The organism is Bradyrhizobium sp. Kon69 (assembly GCF_055807515.1).
Genome location: NZ_JBVVOS010000012.1, coordinates 1 through 18541, shown reverse-complemented (window position 1 = coordinate 18541; position 18541 = coordinate 1). Strand labels below are relative to the sequence as shown.

Below are 18541 nucleotides of genomic sequence, written 5' to 3'. Positions count from 1 at the left end.
CAGTGTCCGTCCTCGACCACAATGCCATCGACATCAATCCCCGCATCTCCGAAGCGGAGGTTGGCGATTACATCGCGCTCCTGAAGCCGCGGGTGATGTCGCTGGTGATCTTCACCGCGCTGGTCGGAATGGCGATGGCGCCCGGGCATTTCCACCCGGTGCTGGCCTTCACCTCGCTGCTTTGCATCGCCGTCGGCGCCGGCGCGTCCGGGGCGCTCAACATGGCGCTCGAAGGCGACATCGACGCCAAGATGTCGCGCACGGCGAACCGGCCGATTCCGCGCGGCCGCATCACCCGTCCCGAGGCGATGACCTTCGGCATGACGCTCGCCTTCTTCTCGGTGATGACGCTCGGCATCCTGGTCAATTGGATCGCCGGCGCGCTGCTCGCCTTCACCATCTTCTTCTACGTCGTGATCTACACGATCGGCCTGAAGCGCTGGACCGCGCAGAACATCGTGATCGGCGGTGCCGCCGGCGCGCTGCCGCCGGTGGTGGCCTGGGCCGCGGTCACAGGCACGGTCGATGTCGAGCCGCTGCTGCTGTTCGCCATCATCTTCTTCTGGACGCCGCCGCACTTCTGGGCGCTGGCGCTGTTCCGCTCCGACGACTACGCGCGCGCCGGCATTCCGATGCTGCCCAACGTCGCTGGTCCCGACGCGACGCGGCTTCAGATCCTGCTCTACACCATCGTGCTGATCGCGGTCGCGGCCGCGCCCTGGGCGCTCGGCTATTTCGACGCCATCTACGGCATCGTCTCGCTGATCCTCGGCGCCGGCATGCTGGCGTTCGCCATCAACGTCTATGTCCGTCGCGAGCGCAGCCAATCGCTGCGGGCGACCCGCAAGCTGTTCGCGTTCTCCATCCTTTATCTGTTCGCGCTGTTTGCGACCTTGCTGGCCGAGGTCGTGTTCCGGGCGCTTGCGCCGATGGTAGGGGGCGCATGATCGCAGGAATGGCCGACAAACCCGAGATAGATGGAATCGTCCTCACCGAGGCGCAGAAGAAGAGCCGTCGTCAGCGCTCGATCGCGATCGCGCTCGCGCTCGGCGTGCTCGTGGTGCTGTTCTTCGCCGTGACCATGGTCAAGGGGCCGGCCGTGCTCGTCCGGCCGATGTAGGAAATATGGATCAGAAGCCGACCATATCGCGGGATCAGAGCCGGACGGCCACCAAAGGCCGCAGGCCTGCCAAGGGGGTTGGCCGCGACGTGGTGGTCGCCTCGATCTGCGGCGGCGTGGTCGCGCTGATGGTCGGCGCCTCCTACGCGGCGGTGCCGTTCTACAACTGGTTCTGCCGCGCCACCGGCTTCAACGGCACGACCCAAGTCGCGACCTCGGCGCCGGCCAGCGGCCCGATCGCACGCAAGATCGCGGTGCGTTTCGATTCCAACGTGGCGCCCGGCCTGCCCTGGAAGTTCGAACCAGAGCAGAGCGAGATCGAGGTCAATATCGGCCAGGTCGTGACCGTCTTTTACACGGTGACCAACCAGGCCGCGCGGACCACCGCAGGCCAGGCCGCCTACAATGTCGCACCGCTGACGGTCGGATCCTATTTCCAGAAGATCAACTGCTTCTGCTTCACCGAGCAGACCATGGCGCCGGGCGAGAAGCGCGAGATGCCGGTCGTGTTCTACGTCGATCCGTCGATTGCCGACGACCACGAGAACGACGGTCTCAACACCATCACGCTGTCCTACACGTTCTATCCGGTGAAGGATCCGGTGGTGAAGCCGCTCGCGGCCAGCGAAGACGACAAACGCAAGGGAAATCTCTGATCTCCGGGCTCACGCGCCGGGGTTGGACATAAGGGGATAAGTGCCTGACAGGCACGGGATTGAGGAGCGAGACCGCAAATGGCAACGGCGCACACCAAGCATCACGACTACCACCTGGTCGATCCCTCGCCATGGCCCGTCGTCGGCTCCATCTCCGCCTTCATCATGGCGGTCGGCGCGATCACCTGGATGCACCACATGTTCTCAGCTGCGCCGATCATCTTCGGTGTCGGCACCGTCGGTGTGCTCTACACCATGGCGAGCTGGTGGGGCGACGTGATCAGGGAAGCCCAGTACAAGGGTGACCACACCCGCGTCGTGCAGCTGCATCACCGCTACGGCATGATCCTGTTCATCGCCTCGGAGGTGATGTTCTTCGTTGCCTGGTTCTGGGCCTATTTCAACGCGGCGCTATTCCCGGCCGACGCTGTCCACGCCACTCGCGATGCGGTGTTCGGCTGTGGTCTCGGGACCGCGGCCGGCGCCTGCGCCGTGCCGGGCACCTGGCCGCCGCATGGCATCGAGACCTTCGATCCCTGGCATCTACCGCTCCTGAACACGCTGATCCTGCTCACCTCCGGCACCACGGTGACCTGGGCCCACCATGCGCTGCTCGAGAACGATCGCCAGGGCCTGAAGTATGGCCTGATCCTCACCGTCGTGCTCGGCGCGCTCTTCACCTGCGTGCAGGCCTACGAGTACGGCCACGCGGCCTTCTCCTTCGGCGGCAACGTCTATGGCGCGACCTTCTTCATGGCGACCGGCTTCCACGGTTTCCATGTGCTGGTCGGCACCATCTTCCTGCTGGTGTGCCTGTTCCGCGCCTATGCCGGCCACTTCACGCCGACCCAGCATCTCGGCTTCGAGTTCGCCGCCTGGTACTGGCACTTCGTCGACGTGGTCTGGCTGTTCCTGTTCCTCTGCATCTATGTCTGGGGACACGGCGCCGAGACCATGGCCCACGGCGCGCACTAAGCAGCGTTGCATCGATCAGAAGGGCGGCCGCACGGCCGCCCTTTCGCTTTTCTGCCGCCGGAGGTTGGCGGAAACCGTGCTAGAGTCCGTCATCATGAACAGCACCGCCGGTCCACCCGAGTCCGAGACCACCGTCCTGCAGAGCGCGCTGCGCGGGCTTGCCTGCAAATGCCCGCGCTGCGGCCAGGGCAAGCTCTATGCGGGCTTCCTGACGCTAGCGCCGTCCTGCGAGCATTGTGGCCTCGACTACGCCTTCATCGATTCCGGCGACGGTCCGGCGATCTTCATCATCATGCTGGCCGGGGCAATCGTGGTCGGCTGCGCGCTCGTCGTCGAGGTCAAGTACCAGCCGCCGTACTGGCTGCACGCGGTGTTGTGGCTGCCGCTGATCCTCGCGACGACCCTGCTGCCGTTGCGCGCGATGAAGTCGCTGCTGATCGCGCTGCAATTCCACCATAAGGCGGCGCCGGGCCGGCTGGTCGACCGCGTGAAATGAACGAGACCGTGCGCAAGCCCCGCGTGGCCGGCTTCGCGCTGTTCACGCTATTCCTGACCGCGGTCTGCGTCGTGCTCGGTGTCTGGCAATTGCAGCGCCGCCTCGCCAAGCACGAGCTGATCGCCGCACTCACCGAGCGCCTTGCGGAGGCACCGGTCGCTCTGCCGCCGCCGGCACGATGGGCCACGTTAAGTCCCGCGCGCGATGAATTCCGCCGTGTCAGCTTTACCGCGACCTATGCGCCCTTGCCCGACGCGATGGTCTATTCGCCCGGCTCCGCCGTGCGCAAGGACGCGTCCGGCCCCGGCACCTGGGCGTTCCTGCCGGCACGGCTGCCGAGCGGAGAGACGGTGGTGATCGATGCGGGCTTCGTCGAAAACACCATGCAAGATCGCAGCGTCGAGGATCGCGCGGTCAAGAAGCTCGTCACCGGGCAGGAGGTCTCGTTCACCGGTTATCTGCGCTTCCCCGAGGCGCCTGGCTGGCTGACCCCGGCGGCGAACCGCGACAAACGGCTGTGGTTCGTGCGCGATCACGTGGCGATCGCGCGCGCGCTGGGCTGGGGCGCGGTTGCGCCGTTCTATGTCGACCTCGAGCAGCCCGCGCCCGAGAACGGCATTCCGCGGCCGGGGCCGCTTGACGTGCATCTCAAGGACGATCACCTCCAATACGCCATCACCTGGTTCACGCTTGCAGGCGCCGTGCTCATCGCCTTCGCCGTATGGGCGAGAGGGCGGCGGCAGGGCTGAGCTCCGTAGATCCACCTAGGGAACCCGGTATCGCCCGGGGTTTACCATTCAGCGCACATTCACGAGTGTGGTCCTAAGCCGCCATCGTTTTTTCGCGGCAGACAGGATTGCAGCGTGAGCGATTTCGACCAGATGGGAATTGTCGTGGACTGGGTGGATGCCTGCAGGAAGGGCGACCTCGCGACGCTTCTCGACCTCTATGCGGACGATGCCCAGGTCGAATGCACGTGCAACGGCACGCAGCACTATCGCGGCCGGAGCGAGCTCGAAGCCTATTGGCAGCCGCGGCTCAGTGCTTTCTCGTCGGCCGGTTTCGGGCTGGAGGAAATCCATCCTGCGCCCCACGGTATCGATCTCGAATATTCCGTCGCCGGCGCGCTGCGCATCCGCGCCTCGTTTTGCTTCAGCCCGGACGGCAAGATCCGCACCACGCTGTGCGAACCGGCGCGACAGAACGCGCAGCTTGGCTGTGCTTGCTAGAGACTCTAGATTCTTGCTTTGACGCGTTTTCTTCACGCGAACCGGTATCCACCTCGCGAAAACGCTAGCCAGTGACCGGCGCCTCGCGTGCCGGTTCGGCGGGAAGGCGGCAGCGCACATAGGTCCTGTCGTCCAAGCGCAGCAGTGACAGCGATCCGCTGAGTGCGCGCACGCGCTCATGCATGCCGGTCAGGCCGCGGCCGAACACATTCCCTTCGGGAAAGCCGCCGCCGTCGTCGGAAATCTCGATGACGAGCGTCTCGCCGGCGAAGGTCGCCTGCACATGGGCATTGCTGGCGCCGGCATGACGCAGCACGTTGGTCAGCGCCTCCTGGATCACGCGATAGACGGTTTGAGCCAGCGGCCCGTCAATCGCGTTGAGATCCGGATCGATCGTGTCCGTCAGGTCAATAGATGGCGCCTGCTTGCGAAAATTCCGGAGCAGGGTCTGCACGCTGGTCTCCAGACCCAATTCCTCGATGTAGAGGGGTCGCAACCGGTCGAGGATGCGGCGGTTGGTCTGCTGGAGCGCTTCCACCGATTGCAGTACTTCCTGCGCGGAACTGCCGAGATTTCCCGCCGGAGGCGAGGCATCGACCAATGCGATCGTGCCGACGCGGATGCCGAACAGCAGCGGACCCAGTTCGTCGTGCAGTTCGCGCGCGAGATCGCGCCGCTCGTCGTCCTGAAGCGACACCAGGCGGTGCAGCAGGTCGCGATTGTCCTGGCTCAATTGCACCAGCGTTTCGGCCAGCGCATTAGCCTCCTCACAGCTTTGCCGGATTTCCGGCGGTCCCCCAACCGGGATCGGCGTTGCGTAGTCGCCGCGCCGTAGCCGCGTGAGCCCTGCGCCAAGGTCCTGGAGGGGGCGCAGGGCTGATCCCGCAAACACATAGGCGACGACCCCTGTCAGTCCCGTGAGCCCGACGACGAAGCCGGCCAAGGCGAGGAAGCCTACCCAGGTCTCGAACAGCGCTGCGGACAGGTCGGGGACAAACACGATGTCGCCCAAATGATCGCCATTGACGGATACGGGAAATGCAATGTGCAAGTCCGGAATGGACAGGAGATCGACAAACCATTTTGGCGGGCCATGCGAACCTTGCAGGCCTCTCGACGCAAAGGGAGGAGCAACCGCTCCTGCAGGAAGGAATTGAATATCCGAGGACCCGTCCAGCATCCGGACGAAGTCATCGAGCGTCCTTCGCGGATGGTCGGATGAACGCAGAGCGTTGTTGAGGGCCTCGGCCACGGCTTTGGTCGATCGTTGGGCCGGCAGGTTCTCCTCGGCGAGCTGACCGGTCGTGAAGACGTGCAGCAGGACGCCACCCATGATCAGCGCCGCCATGAACAGCAGGCCGAGCGGCAGAAACAATTGTGTACTGAAGGACAGCCGGTGCCACATTAGGTCAATTCTAACGCGCATCAGGGGATTTTGCTCTTTCCATTTGTTCCCGTCGGTTTATGAGTCGAAAAACTAGAGAGTTACAATGCAAGATACTGCCAAGCCGGCGACCCGCGTCCTGATTGTCGACGACCATCCCGTGGTACTGTCCGGTTGCCGCACCCTGTTCGCCTCCGACCATTCGATCCGGATCGACGAGGCGACCGACGCCAAATCCGGGCATCGCGCCTATGTCAGCAAGCGCCCCGACGTCACTGTGATCGACATCAGCCTGCCCGATGTCTCCGGCTTTGAATTGATGCGACGCATTCGCAAGGACGATCCCGACGCCAAGATCATCATGTTCAGCATGAACGACGATCCGGCCTTCGTGGTGCGGGCGGTCGAGCTGGGCGCGCAGGGCTACGTCTCCAAGGGCGACGATCCCCGGATCCTGCTCAAGGCGGTGCGCAAGGTGGTTGCGGGCGACAATTTCATTTCACCGCAACTCGCGGAAGCCGTGACGTTTTCCGGCGCGGCGATCAAGGCCAATCCTGCCTCGCAGATGACGCCGCGGGAGCTCGAGATTCTCCGCCTGCTGGGGCGAGGCGACAAGATCGTCGAGGTCGCCGAGGCGCTCGGTATCTCCTACAAGACCGTCGCCAACACCACCTCCCTGCTCAAGCAGAAGCTCGGTGCCAAGAACCATTCCGACCTGATCCGGATCGCGGTGGAAATCGGGATGAACTGACGCCCGGGGCGCCGAACCGGCTGCTCCAGGATGCTGCCGGTTCGGCGGGCGGACCGGTCTCGGCGCTCAGCCGGGCAATGTATGGATAGCGCCGACACCATCCGCCGACACAATGGGCCCAACCGACGTTCGTTCCCGAACTGTCCTGTCGTTCGGGACACAATGGCAATACGTCGCGCAAAGCCGCTCGCAAACGTTTGCCCGCGCTGAAACGTGTCGGGAAAAACAGGAACATTTTCTCGCGCATCCCGTTTTGTCCCTTGACGATGTCGTGACAGCCGACGAAAGCTTCGCGAACAGTTTTTGCGGGTCGGTGACCCCAAGAGGCCAAACCGGTCTGCACACAACGACAGACCTTCCAAGAGAGGGCTGCGGCATTGCCGCAGCCCTTTTCGTTGGCAGCCTTTTTCCTTGGATGGCGCCAGCCGCGAAGCGGTTTCCTGATGCCGCAAAACACTTTATGGTGGCCCAAAGCCTCTGGCTGTTAACAAGTAATTTCGTAAAATCAAAGGCTTGCGGATCGAGCTCAGGCTCGGCCGGCCTTTGGAGGGCAGTTTGACTCGTTATATCTCGACCCGGGGCGAGGCCCCCGAACTCGGCTTCTGCGACGTGATGCTGACCGGGCTCGCCCGCGACGGCGGCCTGTATGTGCCGGCCACCTGGCCGCAACTCTCGACTGACGCCATCGCCGGCTTCTTCGGTCGTCCCTATTGGGAAGTCGCGGTCGAGGTGATCCGCCCCTTCGTCGCCGGCGAGATCTCGGACGCCGAGCTCGGCCGCATGGCGAACGAGGCCTACGCCACCTTCCGCCATCCGGCGGTGGTGCCGCTGCGCCAGATGGCGCCGCACCAGTTCGTGCTGGAGCTGTTCCACGGTCCGACGCTCGCCTTCAAGGACGTGGCGATGCAGCTGATCTCGCGGCTGATGGACCACGTGCTCGCCAAGCGCGGCCAGCGCACCACCATCGTGGTCGCGACCTCGGGCGACACCGGCGGTGCTGCGGTCGATGCGTTCGCCGGGCTCGAAAATGTCGATCTCATCGTGCTGTTCCCGCATGGCCGCATCTCCGAGGTGCAGCGGCGGATGATGACGACGACGGGCGCGGCCAACGTCCATGCGCTCGCCGTCGAGGGCAATTTCGACGATTGCCAGGCTCTCGTGAAGGCAATGTTCAACAACCATCGCTTCCGCGATGCGACGTCGCTGTCCGGCGTCAATTCCATCAATTGGGCGCGGATCGTCGCCCAAGTGGTCTACTATTTCACCTCCGCCGTTGCCGCCGGTGCACCCGCGCGCGCGGTGGACTTCGTCGTGCCGACCGGCAATTTCGGCGACATCTTCGCCGGCTATGTCGCCAAGCGCATGGGTCTTCCGGTGCGGACCCTGGGCATCGCCGCCAACGTCAACGATATCCTGGCGCGCACGCTGAAGACCGGGATCTATGAGGTGCGCGAGGTCCACGCGACGGCGTCGCCGTCGATGGACATCCAGATCTCCTCGAATTTCGAGCGGCTGCTGTTCGAGGCTGGCGGGCGCGATGCCGCCGGCGTGCGCCGTCTGATGGATTCGCTGAAGCAATCGGGGCGCTTCGTGCTGCCCGATGCGACGCTGGCCGCGATCCGCGAGGGATTCGACGCAGGCCGGGCCGACGAAACCGAGACCGCGGCCGCGATCCGCGCCGCCTGGCGCGAGGCGGGCGAACTGGTCGATCCCCACACCGCGGTCGCGCTTGCGGTCGCTGACCGCGACACCACGGACAGGACGGTTCCCAGCATCGTGCTGTCCACCGCCCATCCGGCCAAATTCCCCGATGCGGTCGAAGCTGCCTGCGGCCAGCGGCCGCAACTGCCGGCCTGGCTCGATGGCCTGATGACCAAATCCGAACACATGAAGGTGATGAAGAACGACCAGGCCGAGGTCGAGCGGTTCGTGCTGTCGGTCAGCCGCGCCGCGAAACAGGGAGTAGCCGGATGAGCGTCGAGATTTCCAAGCTTGCGTCCGGCCTGACTGTCGTCACCGACAAGATGCCCCATCTCGAGACCGCGGCGCTCGGCGTCTGGGCCGGCGTCGGCGGGCGCGACGAGAAGCCCAATGAGCACGGCATCTCGCATCTTCTGGAACATATGGCGTTCAAGGGCACGACGAAGCGCTCCTCGCGCGAGATCGTCGAGGAGATCGAGGCGGTCGGCGGCGACCTCAACGCCGGCACCTCGACCGAGACCACGTCCTATTATGCGCGGGTACTGAAGGCCGACGTGCCGCTCGCGCTCGACGTGCTCGCCGACATCCTGGCCAATCCCGCCTTCGAGCCCGACGAGCTCGAGCGCGAGAAGAACGTCATCGTGCAGGAGATCGGCGCGGCGCAGGACACGCCTGACGACGTCGTGTTCGAGCACCTCAACGAGCTCTGCTATCCCGACCAGCCGATGGGCCGCTCGCTGCTCGGCACTGCCAAGACCTTGCGTGCCTTCAGCCGCGACTCGCTGCGCGACTATCTGTCCACGCATTATCGCGGGCCGGACATGGTGGTGGCGGCAGCCGGGGCGGTCGATCACAAGCAAGTGGTCGCCGAGGTCGAGCAGCGCTTTGCCAGTTTTGAGGGAACGGCGGGTCCCAAGCCGCAACCCGCGCAGTTCGGCAAGGGCGGCACCAAGGTGGTGCATCGCGAGCTCGAGCAGGCGCATCTGACGCTGGCGCTGGAGGGCGTTCCGCAGACCGATCTGTCGCTGTTCTCGCTCCAGGTCTTCACCAACATCCTCGGCGGCGGGATGTCGTCGCGGCTGTTCCAGGAGGTGCGTGAGAAGCGCGGCCTCTGTTACTCGATCTACTCGTTCCACGCCCCCTATACCGACACCGGCTTCTTCGGCCTCTACACCGGCACTGATCCGGCCGATGCGCCCGAGATGATGGAAGTCGTGGTCGATATCATGAATGATTCGGTCGAGACCTTGACCGAGGTCGAGATCGCGCGGGCGAAGGCGCAGATGAAGGCGGGGCTGCTGATGGCGCTGGAGAGCTGCTCCTCCCGTGCCGAGCAGCTCGCCCGGCATGTGCTGGCCTATGGCCGGCCCCAGACCGCCGAGGAGCTGGTGGCCCGGATCGACGCCGTCAGCGTCGAATCCACCCGGGACGCGGCGCGTGCGCTGCTTTCGCGCAGCCGCCCTGCGGTTGTCGCATTGGGCAGCGGCAGGGGTCTGGACACGGCGGTGTCTTTTGCGGAAGGATTGACCCGGGCACGCGCCAAGGCGCGGCTGCATTAGGAGCCGCGCACGGGTTGATCCGCCCCGGGAAGCATCACCATGGCCCTCTTTCGCCTGCCATCCAGTGGACCCGCCGCTCTCGCGCCGCGCGGCAACGGCCTGTTGCTACGCGCGCCGCAGATGTCGGACTTCCTGCAGTGGGCCCATCTGCGCGAGTCCAGCCGCGATTACCTGACGCCCTGGGAGCCGATCTGGCCGTCGGACGATCTCACGCGCTCAGGTTTTCGCCGTCGCCTGCGCCGCTATTCCGAGGACATCGTCGCAGACCGGTCCTATCCCTTTCTGATCTTCCGGGAGCTCGACGGCGCCATGGTCGGCGGCATCACGCTCGCCAATGTTCGCCGCGGCATCGTCCAGGCCGGCACCATCGGCTATTGGGTCGGCAAGCCCCATGCCCAGCGCGGCTACATGACGGCCGCGCTGCGGGTGCTGCTGCCGACGCTGTTCGGTGAGCTCAATCTGCACCGGGTCGAGGCCGCCTGCATCCCGACCAATGCGCCGTCGATCCGGGTGCTGGAGAAATGCGGTTTCTCCCGCGAGGGGCTGGCGCGCCGCTATCTCTGCATCAACGGGATCTGGCAGGACCATTTGCTGTTTGGCCTGCTGCACGAGGATTTTCGCGGCTGAGCCCGTTCATTGATGCGGCCAAAGTCTCCTTGTTTGCTGCCTTATCATGCTTGCCTTGGGTTCGCCGGTTTTGACGATATAACGGCGCAAGCTGGCCGGTGATCGGCCGGGATGTTGCCATGGAGTATGGGGCGTTGAGGGTGCAGGAGCTTCGGTCATCGCGGAATGCGTTGCGGCGGGGGGCAGCGGTCGCGCTGGCGTTGTCGGTTGCGCTCGTCTCCGTCTCGCCGGTTGCGGCGCAGTCGCTGACCGATCGATTCAAGGGCCTGTTCGGCGGCAAGTCGGACGAGCCGGCCCAACCCAAGCCGGCGCCTGCGCCCGGCCAGCCGGCGGCTGATGATGATCTTGACTGCCCGCAGGTCACGGTGCGTGCCGGAGCCTCCACCTACGCGGTCGGTGCCACCGGCAAGCCGGCCGTCGGCAACGAGATCCGCTTCCAGGCCACCATCACCAAGATGGCCCGCGAGTGCGCCCGCAATGGCGGCGATATCACGGCCCGGATCGGCATCCAGGGCCGCGTCATTGCCGGTCCCGCCGGCGCGCCTGCGACCGTCGAGGTGCCGCTGCGCGTCGCCGTTGTGCAGGGCGGCGTCGGCGAGAAGGTGATCGCTTCCAAGGCCTACCGGACCACGGTCGGAATGTCGGAGGGCGGCAGCGTCCCCTTCACCTTCGTGGCCGAGGATCTGGTCTATCCGATGCCTTCGGCCAAGGACGCCGATAGCTACATCTTCTATGTCGGCTTCGATCCGCAGGCGCTGTCGCCCGAGCCCAAGGCGCGGGCGAAGAAGAAGTAGCGAATGATTTTGCAAGTGGCCGTCATGGCCGGGACAAGCCCGGCCATGACGACGAGAACGCAAACTATGAAACAAAAAAGCCGGCGCTCATCGCGCCGGCTTTCTTGATTGGTGAAGGCGAGGCCCTCAGTTCAGCTTCTGCCTGACTTCGGTGATGCCCTTGGCGAGCAGATCGTCGGCGACCTGGCCCCTGACCGACTGCGACAGGATCGTGGAGGCGGCCTGGACGGCGGCCTCCGCGGCTGCGGCGCGAACATCGGCCACCGCCTGGGCCTCGGCGAGCGCGATCTTGCCCTCCGCCGTCTTGGTGCGGCGAGCGACGAAATCTTCCACCTTGGCCTTGGCCTCGATTGCGATGCGCTCGGCTTCGCTCTTCGCGTTCGCGATGATGTCGGCGGCCTCGCGTTCGGCCGAGGCGGTACGCGCCTTGTAGTCGGCGAGCACCTTGGCGGCTTCCTGCTTGAGGCGCGTCGCGTCGTCGAGCTCGGCCTTGATGCGATCGGCGCGATGGTCGAGCGCAGTCATGGCCTTCTTGAAGACCCCGAGATAGCCGAACACGACCATGAGGATCACGAAGGCGATGGCGACCCAGGTTTCAGGATCGAAGAACATATCGATTAACCCTTCAAGGACGCATCAACGGCGGCATTCACCAACGCGGCGTCCGGAACCACGCCGGTGAGCTGCTGCACGATGGTGCCTGCCGCATCGGCCGCGATGCCGCGGACGTTGCTCATGGCGGTCGCACGGGTCGAGGCGATGGTCTTCTCCGCCTCGGCGAGCTTGGCCGCCAGTTGCTCTTCCAGCGCCTTGCGCTCGGCGTCCGCCTGCGCATTCGCCTTGTCGCGGGATTCGTTGCCGATGGCCTGCGCGCGCGAGCGCGCCGAAGCAAGCTCGCTTTCATAGGCCTTCAGCGCCGCTTCGGACTGGTCCTTCAGCTTCTGCGCTTCGGCGAGGTCGCCCTCGATCTTGTTCTGACGCGCCTCGATCGCACCGCCGACGCGCGGCAGAGCGAGCTTGGACACGATCACGTAAAGCGCGACGAAGAAGATCGCGAGCGACACCAGCTGCGAAGCATAGGTGCCGCTCTCGAACGGCGGAAAACCGCCACCGTGACCGCCTTCGGCCCCGGTGTGGGCGCCCGCCGCCGGACTTTTCGCCCCGCCATGACTTTCAGCCATGGATTACTCCTGTTGCAGCCATGCGCGTCGCTTCGGTCGAAGCGGCGCGAAAAATCGTCCTCAGAGCGGAACGAACAGCAGCAGCAGCGCGATCAGCAGCGAGAAAATGCCGAGCGCTTCGGTCACGGCGAAGCCGAAGATCAGATTGCCGAACTGCCCCTGAGCGGCCGAGGGGTTGCGAACGGCTGCGGCGAGGTAGTTGCCGAAGATCACGCCGACGCCGACGCCCGCGCCGCCCATGCCGATGCATGCGATGCCCGCGCCGATAAGTTTTGCTGCTGCCGGATCCATTTTAGACTCCTTGGAAGAAAGATTGGGTTTTGGGTGGAAATTCCCCGGACCGCTCAGTGTCCCGGATGAATGGCGTCGTTGAGGTAGATGCAGGTCAGGATCGCAAACACATAGGCTTGCAGGAAAGCGACCAGAATTTCGAGAGCGTACAGCGCGACCGTGAGCGCCAGCGGCAGCACGCCGCCGACCCAGCCAAGGGCGCCGAGCGAGAAGCCGAGCATGGCGACGAAGCCCGCGAACACCTTCAGCGCGATGTGGCCGGCCAGCATGTTGGCGAACAGACGGACGCTGTGGGAGACCGGCCGCAGGAAGAACGACAGGATCTCGATGAACATCACCAGTGGCAGGATGTAGCCGGGGACGCCGTGCGGCACGAAGATCGAGAAGAATTTCAGGCCGTTCTTGGCAATGCCGTAGATCAGGACCGTGAAGAAGACCAGCAGCGCGAGAGCTGCGGTGACGATCAGATGGCTCGAGATCGTGAAGGTGTAGGGGATGATGCCGACCAGGTTCGAAACGCAGATGAACATGAACAGCGAGAAGATAAGCGGGAAGAACTTCATGCCTTCCGCGCCGGCCGTCGAGCGGATGGTCGAGGCCACGAATTCGTAGGAGATTTCGGCGACCGACTGGAGGCGCCCGGGAACCAGCTGCGTGCCGCTGGCGAGCATCAGGATCGAGATGATCGCGACCGCCACCAGCATGTAGAGCGACGAATTGGTGAAGGCGATCGTGTGGTTGCCGATATGGCCCAGGGTGAAGAGAGGCTCGATGTTGAACTGGTGGATCGGATCGATTTTCATCAGCGCGGCATCTCTTGGTCTGCCGGGCGATGCCGGCGGGTCTCGGTCTGCCGGTCGGGCCCGGCCCGTACCGGCGCGAGCCGGCACGATCATTCCTCTCCTGGTGTGGATCGCTTAAGAACCACCGCGCCTGTTTTGACCCGCGCCTGCCGTTCTCACCACATTCACCACGCCGGCGACGAAGCCCAGCAGCAGGAACACGATAAATCCGAAAGGCGACGTCGACAGCAAGCGGTCGAACCCCCAGCCAATCCCCGCTCCGACAACGACCCCGGCGACCAACTCGGAGGATAACCGGAAACCAAGCGCCATCGCCGAGGCTCTGGCCGCTCTGTCCTCACCGTCACCTGCGGGTTGCTCGGTCTTGACGTGGCGGCCGCGAAATTCGGACAACCGCTGATCAAGATTTCCGAGCCGATCGGAAAGCGCAGCTTCCTCGGGCGATCTATCGCGATCTCCATTCTCGCCGTGTCCCGTGCCCTGTGTCATGCAACGAAGACCCGAAACGCCGCGGCTGAATGGAAATTACGCCCGCCACCCTCAAAAGCCGCGCGGACCATACTGATGGCCCATAATCAAGTCAAGCCAAGTCACGATTGTGTCCATTCCATTTATGTATTTGATTTGTTTGACAATATCGGCGCGAGCGGCAGCGCTGCACACAGCGTGACGCCGCACCGCAGCAGGTCTCCGCTGGATCGGTGGACGCAGTCGCCATTTCGCCCGGCTGCTGGGATCAAAGGGGGCGCCGTGATCGTTCATGTCAGAGGCGCGTTTTGAGCGGCGGATCGCCTCGCCGGGGTGTAGAATTTGCAAGAAGTGCCACCTTGATGAGTGCCACCTTGATGAGCGCCATCTTTGGACGTGCTACCGGCCCGTCGTGGCGGAGAACGCGATGAGACCAGCGAATTCATCTACAGCATCATGGCTCGCGGCGGCGGCATTCGCGGCGGTGATGGCGGTCAGCGCCGGCGGCCTCGCCGCGCAATCCGCGCCCGACAGCGAAAACGGCCGCTACAGCATGACCCCCATCCCCGAGGGCGTGCTGCGGCTCGACAGCCGCACCGGCACCGTGTCGACCTGCACCAAGAGCGGCGCCGGCTGGGCCTGCTACGCGGTGCCCGATGAACGTGCCGCGCTCGATGCCGAGATCGGCAGGCTCCAGGCCGAAGTCGAGACGCTGAAGGGACGGCTTGCGGCGGGGCCGACCGTGTCGGGCAAGATCGATGAGGCGCTGCCGAAAACCGATCCGCTCAAGAAGGCGGAGCCGCAAGCACGAGACCCAAAGGCCGCCGAGGGCGAGCGCAGGATCGAGATCCCGCTGCCGAGCGACCAGGACGTCGATCGCGTGATGTCGTTCCTGGAAAGGGCTTGGCGCCGGCTGATCGACATGGCCAATCGCGTGCAGAAGGACGTGTCGGGGAAAATCTAGCGCGTGGCGAGTTGCCGTAGGGTGGGCAAAGGCGCGACGCGCCGTGCCCACCATTTGCGTCTCCGTTGAGTGAGTCGGTGGGCACGCTTCGCTTTGCCCACCCTACGGCAGCTTTCCGAATTGAGAGTGATGATGATGACATCAGCCAAATCCATCTCGCGCTCGGCGCCGTCGTCAGGGCAGGCCACCACCGTCGCGTCGTCGCTGCTCAGCGTGCAGACCTCAGGCTGCGGCTTCATCGACCTCACGACCGAAGCTGCGAAGTTCATCGCCGACGTTCATGCGCGGGACGGCGCGCTGACGCTGTTTATCCGCCACACCTCTGCATCGCTGACCATCCAGGAGAATGCCGATCCTTCCGTGCTCGTCGATCTCACGACGGTGCTGGCGCGGCTCGCGCCGGACGATGAAGATGCAGGCTGGACTCACGACACCGAAGGGCCGGACGATATGCCGGCGCACATCAAAACCATGCTGACAGGGACCTCGTTGCAGATACCGGTCCTGGGTGGCGCGCTTGCGCTGGGCACCTGGCAGGCGATCTATCTGATCGAGCATCGCACCCGCCCGCATCGGCGCGAAATCGTGCTGCAATTCATCGGCAGCAATCAGTAGGGCCAAAACAAAACCGGCCGCGGAGACCGCGGCCGGTTGGTGTTGATCTCGATCTGCCGTCGATCAGGTCGACTTGATATCGACGTCCTTGGTCTCCGGCAGGAAGAACAAGCCGATCACGACGGTAATCGACGCGAAGATGACCGGATACCAGAGGCCCGCATAGATATCGCCCGTCGAGGCCACGATGGCGAAGGCGGTCGCCGGCAGCAGGCCGCCGAACCAGCCGTTACCGATGTGGTAGGGCAGCGACATCGAGGTGTAGCGGATGCGGGTCGGGAACAGTTCGACCAGCATCGCGGCGATCGGGCCGTACACCATGGTGACGAAGAGCACCAGGACGAACAGCAGCCCGACGACCGCGGCCACCTGCGGACGGAAGATGTCGAACGGATGCGCCATCTTCACGATGCCCGCATCGCCGGGCTTCGGATAGCCGGCTCCCTGCACGGCGGCGAGGACTGCCGGGTTGCCGTCCTTGGCGTTGGCGTAGGCAACTTCCTTGCCGTTGACCATCACCTTCACGCCGGAGCCTGCCGCACCCGGCGTGGTCGAGTACTTGACCGACGACTGCGACAGATAGGCACGTGCGGTGTCGCAAGGCGAGGTGAAGACGCGGGTGCCGACCGGGTTGAACAGGTCGCCGCAACCTACGGGATCCGCCACCACGTCGACCTTGACCGTCTCGATCGCTTTTTCCAGCGCCGGGTTGGCGTTGGTGGTGATCATCTTGAAGATCGGGAAGAAGGTCAGCGCCGCGATCAGGCAGCCGCCGAGGATGATCGGCTTGCGGCCGATCCTGTCGGAGAGCATGCCGAACACGATGAAGAAGCCGGTCCCGAGCAGGAGCGACCAGGCGATCAGCAGGTTGGCAGTGTAGCCGTCGACCTTGAGGATCGATTGCAGGAAGAACAGCGCGTAGAACTGGCCGGTGTACCAGACCACGCCCTGGCCCATCACGCCGCCAAGCAGCGCCAGCAGCACGAGCTTGCCGTTCTGCCAGTTGCCGAAGGCTTCCGTCAGCGGGGCCTTCGAGCTCTTCCCCTCGTCCTTCATCTTCTGGAAGATCGGGGATTCGTTGAGGCGAAGCCGGATCCAGACCGAAACGCCGAGCAGCAGCACCGAGACCAGGAACGGAATGCGCCAGCCCCATGCCGCGAACTCGGGTTCGCCGAGCGCGGAGCGCGTGAACAGGATCACCAGCAGCGACAGGAACAGGCCGAGCGTCGCCGTGGTCTGGATGAAGGAGGTGTAGTAGCCGCGCTTGCCGTTCGGAGCATGCTCCGCGACGTAGGTGGCCGCACCGCCATACTCACCGCCGAGCGCCAGGCCCTGGGCGAGACGCAGCGCGATCAGGATGATCGGGGCCGCGATGCCGATGGTCGCAGCGTTGGGCAGCAGGCCGACGATGAAGGTCGACAGACCCATGATCAGGATGGTGACGAGGAAGGTGTATTTGCGGCCGACGATGTCGCCGACACGGCCGAACACGATCGCGCCGAACGGGCGCACCAGGAAGCCCGCCGCGAAGGCCAGCAGCGCGAAGATGTCGCGGGTTGCCGGAGGATAGGCCGAGAAGAACTGCGCGCCGATGATGCCGGCCAGCGAACCGTAGAGATAGAAGTCGTACCACTCGAAGACGGTACCGAGCGAGGAGGCGAGAATGACGAACCGTTCGTCCTTCGTCATCCCTCCCGCGCCTGCTTGAGACACAGCCATTGTCGACATGTTGAGTCGCTCCCCGAAAAATCGTTTCCTCGCGCCTTGGATGCTCGGTCATGCCGGATCAACCCAAGCCTTGCCCCCAAGGTAACATTGGCGTGAAACCCGCCCCAATACGACTTTCGGCCTTTCGCACTGACGCGCACCTGACGTCGCGGGCGGTACATTCGGCAACATAGTGCCTGCCTATGGATTAACCCCGTTGCCGCAAAGGGATAATGTCCGCTTGCATGCCACGGCTGGTCGGGAAACAATTGACCGAGGCCCCGCGCAGGCTTACTGGCCCGGTGCGACTGCCAGCAAGAGAACGATGAACGCTCCCTCGACCCATCTCGTCATTGCCGATGACCATCCATTGTTCCGCGCCGCGCTGCGGCAGGCGGTGGCGGGCGTCCTGAGCTCGGCCAAGATCGACGAGGCTGGATCGTTCGAGGATTTGACCAAGCTTTTGGAACAGACCTCCGACGTCGACCTGATCCTGCTCGACCTCTCGATGCCCGGGATCTCCGGCTTTTCAGGCCTGATCTATCTGCGCGCGCAATATCCGGCCATTCCGGTGGTGATCGTCTCGGCGTCCGACGACAGCGCCACGATCCGCCGCTCGCTCGACTTCGGCGCCTCCGGTTTCATCCCGAAGCGCTTCGGCGTCGAGACCTTGCGCGACGCCATCCTCAAGGTGATGGAGGGCGACGTCTGGGTTCCGGCCGATACCGATCTGTCGGCGGTCGCCGATCCCGACATGACGCGCCTGCGCGACCGCCTGGTGACGCTGACGCCGCAGCAGGTCAGGGTCCTGATGATGCTGTCGGAGGGATTGCTCAACAAGCAGATCGCCTATGAGCTCGGCGTCTCCGAGGCCACCATCAAGGCGCATGTCTCGGCCATCCTGCAAAAGCTTGGCGTCGAAAGCCGGACCCAAGCCGTGATCGCCGCCGCGAAGATCGCCGGCGGCCAGTGGAAGCAGGGCACCCCGACGGGGTGAGCATGGCGCGAGGGCCTCTCGCAGCCTGTAGCCCGGATGAGCGAAGCGACATCCGGGACCGCGAGTGCGGCTAGCTAGCAAAAACCCCGGATATCGCTTCGCTCATCCGGGCTACGGGACCGCATCTGTGTCGCCCTCCTGTCAATCCGCCGCCGCAAAAATATTCCACTTTACCGAAATTCGGTTTTGGCGTATGTGTCGCCCATCCCGGCTCATTCTTGAG

22 protein-coding genes are annotated in these 18541 nt (G+C 64.4%); 15 read left to right on the top strand and 7 right to left on the bottom strand.

Going from position 1 to position 18541, the window contains the following annotated elements; translation table 11 throughout:
- The first annotated feature begins 2 nt into the window (after positions 1–2).
- The 7 genes from AC0L3U_RS17390 (at position 3) to AC0L3U_RS17360 (ending at position 4476) form a co-directional block, all read left to right on the top strand.
- Entirely contained in the window at positions 3–947 is a 945-nt protein-coding gene (locus AC0L3U_RS17390) for a heme o synthase (RefSeq protein WP_007605062.1), read from the top strand.
- Positions 944–1120 (top strand): hypothetical protein, encoded by a 177-nt coding sequence (locus tag AC0L3U_RS17385; RefSeq protein ID WP_007599435.1) that lies wholly within the window; start codon positions 944–946, stop codon positions 1118–1120. Before AC0L3U_RS17390 ends, AC0L3U_RS17385 begins: the two co-directional genes overlap by 4 nt.
- Before the next feature lie 5 nt (positions 1121–1125).
- Positions 1126–1776, top strand: a complete 651-nt coding sequence (locus AC0L3U_RS17380; protein WP_473362529.1) for a cytochrome c oxidase assembly protein — start codon at positions 1126–1128, stop codon at positions 1774–1776.
- Between the two features lie 78 nt (positions 1777–1854).
- Positions 1855–2751: a cytochrome c oxidase subunit 3 gene (locus AC0L3U_RS17375; protein ID WP_456766471.1), complete on the top strand. Its 897-nt coding sequence runs from the start codon at positions 1855–1857 to the stop codon at positions 2749–2751.
- 94 nt (positions 2752–2845) lie between these two features.
- A complete protein-coding gene (locus AC0L3U_RS17370; protein ID WP_473362528.1) occupies positions 2846–3247 on the top strand; it encodes a DUF983 domain-containing protein in 402 nt (133 codons plus the stop codon).
- Entirely contained in the window at positions 3244–3996 is a 753-nt protein-coding gene (locus AC0L3U_RS17365) for an SURF1 family protein (protein ID WP_473362527.1), read from the top strand. Before AC0L3U_RS17370 ends, AC0L3U_RS17365 begins: the two co-directional genes overlap by 4 nt.
- Positions 3997–4110: 114 nt before the next feature.
- Positions 4111–4476: a nuclear transport factor 2 family protein gene (locus AC0L3U_RS17360; protein WP_456766468.1), complete on the top strand. Its 366-nt coding sequence runs from the start codon at positions 4111–4113 to the stop codon at positions 4474–4476.
- 64 nt (positions 4477–4540) lie between these two features.
- On the opposite strand, the gene AC0L3U_RS17355 is transcribed toward AC0L3U_RS17360, so the two are convergent.
- A complete protein-coding gene (locus tag AC0L3U_RS17355) occupies positions 4541–5881 on the bottom strand; it encodes a histidine kinase (RefSeq protein ID WP_473362652.1) in 1341 nt (446 codons plus the stop codon).
- An 85-nt stretch (positions 5882–5966) separates the two neighbouring features.
- Here AC0L3U_RS17355 and AC0L3U_RS17350 point away from each other — a divergent pair, with 85 nt between their 5' ends.
- From AC0L3U_RS17350 to AC0L3U_RS17330, 5 genes are all read left to right on the top strand, one after another.
- Positions 5967–6611, top strand: a complete 645-nt coding sequence (locus tag AC0L3U_RS17350; protein ID WP_008541266.1) for a response regulator transcription factor — start codon at positions 5967–5969, stop codon at positions 6609–6611.
- A gap of 555 nt (positions 6612–7166) precedes the next feature.
- Positions 7167–8585, top strand: a complete 1419-nt coding sequence (gene thrC / locus AC0L3U_RS17345; RefSeq protein ID WP_247283169.1) for a threonine synthase — start codon at positions 7167–7169, stop codon at positions 8583–8585.
- Positions 8582–9871, top strand: a complete 1290-nt coding sequence (locus AC0L3U_RS17340; RefSeq protein WP_007599446.1) for a M16 family metallopeptidase — start codon at positions 8582–8584, stop codon at positions 9869–9871. The genes thrC and AC0L3U_RS17340 overlap by 4 nt, the downstream gene beginning before the upstream one ends.
- 39 nt (positions 9872–9910) lie before the next feature.
- Entirely contained in the window at positions 9911–10498 is a 588-nt protein-coding gene (locus AC0L3U_RS17335; protein ID WP_456766466.1) for a GNAT family N-acetyltransferase, read from the top strand.
- Positions 10499–10617: 119 nt separating this feature from the next.
- Positions 10618–11292, top strand: coding sequence for a hypothetical protein (locus AC0L3U_RS17330; RefSeq protein ID WP_456766465.1), 675 nt, complete (start codon positions 10618–10620; stop codon positions 11290–11292).
- Positions 11293–11418: 126 nt separating this feature from the next.
- Here AC0L3U_RS17330 and AC0L3U_RS17325 read toward each other — a convergent pair whose 3' ends face one another.
- The 5 genes from AC0L3U_RS17325 to AC0L3U_RS17305 form a co-directional block, all read right to left on the bottom strand.
- Positions 11419–11904, bottom strand: a complete 486-nt coding sequence (locus AC0L3U_RS17325; protein ID WP_027570043.1) for a F0F1 ATP synthase subunit B family protein — start codon at positions 11902–11904, stop codon at positions 11419–11421.
- A gap of 5 nt (positions 11905–11909) precedes the next feature.
- Positions 11910–12473, bottom strand: coding sequence for a F0F1 ATP synthase subunit B family protein (locus AC0L3U_RS17320; protein WP_456766464.1), 564 nt, complete (start codon positions 12471–12473; stop codon positions 11910–11912).
- Between the two features lie 60 nt (positions 12474–12533).
- Positions 12534–12764 (bottom strand): F0F1 ATP synthase subunit C, encoded by a 231-nt coding sequence (locus tag AC0L3U_RS17315; protein WP_007599451.1) that lies wholly within the window; start codon positions 12762–12764, stop codon positions 12534–12536.
- 53 nt (positions 12765–12817) lie between these two features.
- Complete coding sequence (locus AC0L3U_RS17310; RefSeq protein ID WP_018459993.1) at positions 12818–13567, bottom strand: F0F1 ATP synthase subunit A; 750 nt, start codon at positions 13565–13567, stop codon at positions 12818–12820.
- Between the two features lie 114 nt (positions 13568–13681).
- Positions 13682–14056, bottom strand: coding sequence for an AtpZ/AtpI family protein (locus tag AC0L3U_RS17305; RefSeq protein ID WP_007599457.1), 375 nt, complete (start codon positions 14054–14056; stop codon positions 13682–13684).
- A gap of 406 nt (positions 14057–14462) precedes the next feature.
- Between AC0L3U_RS17305 and AC0L3U_RS17300 the strand changes: the two genes are divergently transcribed.
- Together AC0L3U_RS17300 and AC0L3U_RS17295 are read left to right on the top strand one after the other, a co-directional pair.
- The gene (locus tag AC0L3U_RS17300) at positions 14463–14999 is read left to right on the top strand and encodes a hypothetical protein (RefSeq protein WP_473362526.1); all 537 of its coding nucleotides are present in this window, start codon (positions 14463–14465) and stop codon (positions 14997–14999) included.
- Between the two features lie 135 nt (positions 15000–15134).
- Positions 15135–15614 carry a secondary thiamine-phosphate synthase enzyme YjbQ gene (locus AC0L3U_RS17295; protein ID WP_473362651.1) on the top strand — a complete coding sequence of 160 codons (480 nt, stop codon included), beginning with the start codon at positions 15135–15137 and terminating at the stop codon, positions 15612–15614.
- A gap of 63 nt (positions 15615–15677) precedes the next feature.
- Here AC0L3U_RS17295 and AC0L3U_RS17290 read toward each other — a convergent pair whose 3' ends face one another.
- On the bottom strand, positions 15678–17303 hold the full coding sequence (locus tag AC0L3U_RS17290; protein WP_473362525.1) for an MFS transporter: 1626 nt from the start codon (positions 17301–17303) through the stop codon (positions 15678–15680).
- A 343-nt stretch (positions 17304–17646) separates the two neighbouring features.
- On the opposite strand from AC0L3U_RS17290, the gene AC0L3U_RS17285 reads away from it, so the two are divergent.
- On the top strand, positions 17647–18318 hold the full coding sequence (locus AC0L3U_RS17285; protein WP_027515287.1) for a response regulator: 672 nt from the start codon (positions 17647–17649) through the stop codon (positions 18316–18318).
- Positions 18319–18541 lie beyond the last annotated feature (223 nt).

Excerpts from the sequence above, each read along its gene's own strand:
- AC0L3U_RS17370 (WP_473362528.1), top strand. The coding sequence starts at position 2,846 with ATGAACAGCACCGCCGGTCCACCCGAGTCCGAGACCACCGTCCTGCAG.
- AC0L3U_RS17355 (WP_473362652.1), bottom strand. The coding sequence starts at position 5,881 with ATGTGGCACCGGCTGTCCTTCAGTACACAATTGTTTCTGCCGCTCGGC.
- AC0L3U_RS17380 (WP_473362529.1), top strand. The coding sequence starts at position 1,126 with ATGGATCAGAAGCCGACCATATCGCGGGATCAGAGCCGGACGGCCACC.
- AC0L3U_RS17285 (WP_027515287.1), top strand. The coding sequence starts at position 17,647 with ATGAACGCTCCCTCGACCCATCTCGTCATTGCCGATGACCATCCATTG.
- AC0L3U_RS17365 (WP_473362527.1), top strand. The coding sequence starts at position 3,244 with ATGAACGAGACCGTGCGCAAGCCCCGCGTGGCCGGCTTCGCGCTGTTC.
- AC0L3U_RS17290 (WP_473362525.1), bottom strand. The coding sequence starts at position 17,303 with ATGACGAAGGACGAACGGTTCGTCATTCTCGCCTCCTCGCTCGGTACC.
- AC0L3U_RS17320 (WP_456766464.1), bottom strand. The coding sequence starts at position 12,473 with ATGGCTGAAAGTCATGGCGGGGCGAAAAGTCCGGCGGCGGGCGCCCAC.
- AC0L3U_RS17325 (WP_027570043.1), bottom strand. The coding sequence starts at position 11,904 with ATGTTCTTCGATCCTGAAACCTGGGTCGCCATCGCCTTCGTGATCCTC.
- AC0L3U_RS17330 (WP_456766465.1), top strand. The coding sequence starts at position 10,618 with ATGGAGTATGGGGCGTTGAGGGTGCAGGAGCTTCGGTCATCGCGGAAT.
- AC0L3U_RS17335 (WP_456766466.1), top strand. The coding sequence starts at position 9,911 with ATGGCCCTCTTTCGCCTGCCATCCAGTGGACCCGCCGCTCTCGCGCCG.
- AC0L3U_RS17375 (WP_456766471.1), top strand. The coding sequence starts at position 1,855 with ATGGCAACGGCGCACACCAAGCATCACGACTACCACCTGGTCGATCCC.
- AC0L3U_RS17310 (WP_018459993.1), bottom strand. The coding sequence starts at position 13,567 with ATGAAAATCGATCCGATCCACCAGTTCAACATCGAGCCTCTCTTCACC.
- AC0L3U_RS17350 (WP_008541266.1), top strand. The coding sequence starts at position 5,967 with ATGCAAGATACTGCCAAGCCGGCGACCCGCGTCCTGATTGTCGACGAC.
- AC0L3U_RS17300 (WP_473362526.1), top strand. The coding sequence starts at position 14,463 with ATGAGACCAGCGAATTCATCTACAGCATCATGGCTCGCGGCGGCGGCA.
- AC0L3U_RS17295 (WP_473362651.1), top strand. The coding sequence starts at position 15,135 with ATGACATCAGCCAAATCCATCTCGCGCTCGGCGCCGTCGTCAGGGCAG.
- AC0L3U_RS17305 (WP_007599457.1), bottom strand. The coding sequence starts at position 14,056 with ATGACACAGGGCACGGGACACGGCGAGAATGGAGATCGCGATAGATCG.
- AC0L3U_RS17385 (WP_007599435.1), top strand. The coding sequence starts at position 944 with ATGATCGCAGGAATGGCCGACAAACCCGAGATAGATGGAATCGTCCTC.
- AC0L3U_RS17340 (WP_007599446.1), top strand. The coding sequence starts at position 8,582 with ATGAGCGTCGAGATTTCCAAGCTTGCGTCCGGCCTGACTGTCGTCACC.
- AC0L3U_RS17315 (WP_007599451.1), bottom strand. The coding sequence starts at position 12,764 with ATGGATCCGGCAGCAGCAAAACTTATCGGCGCGGGCATCGCATGCATC.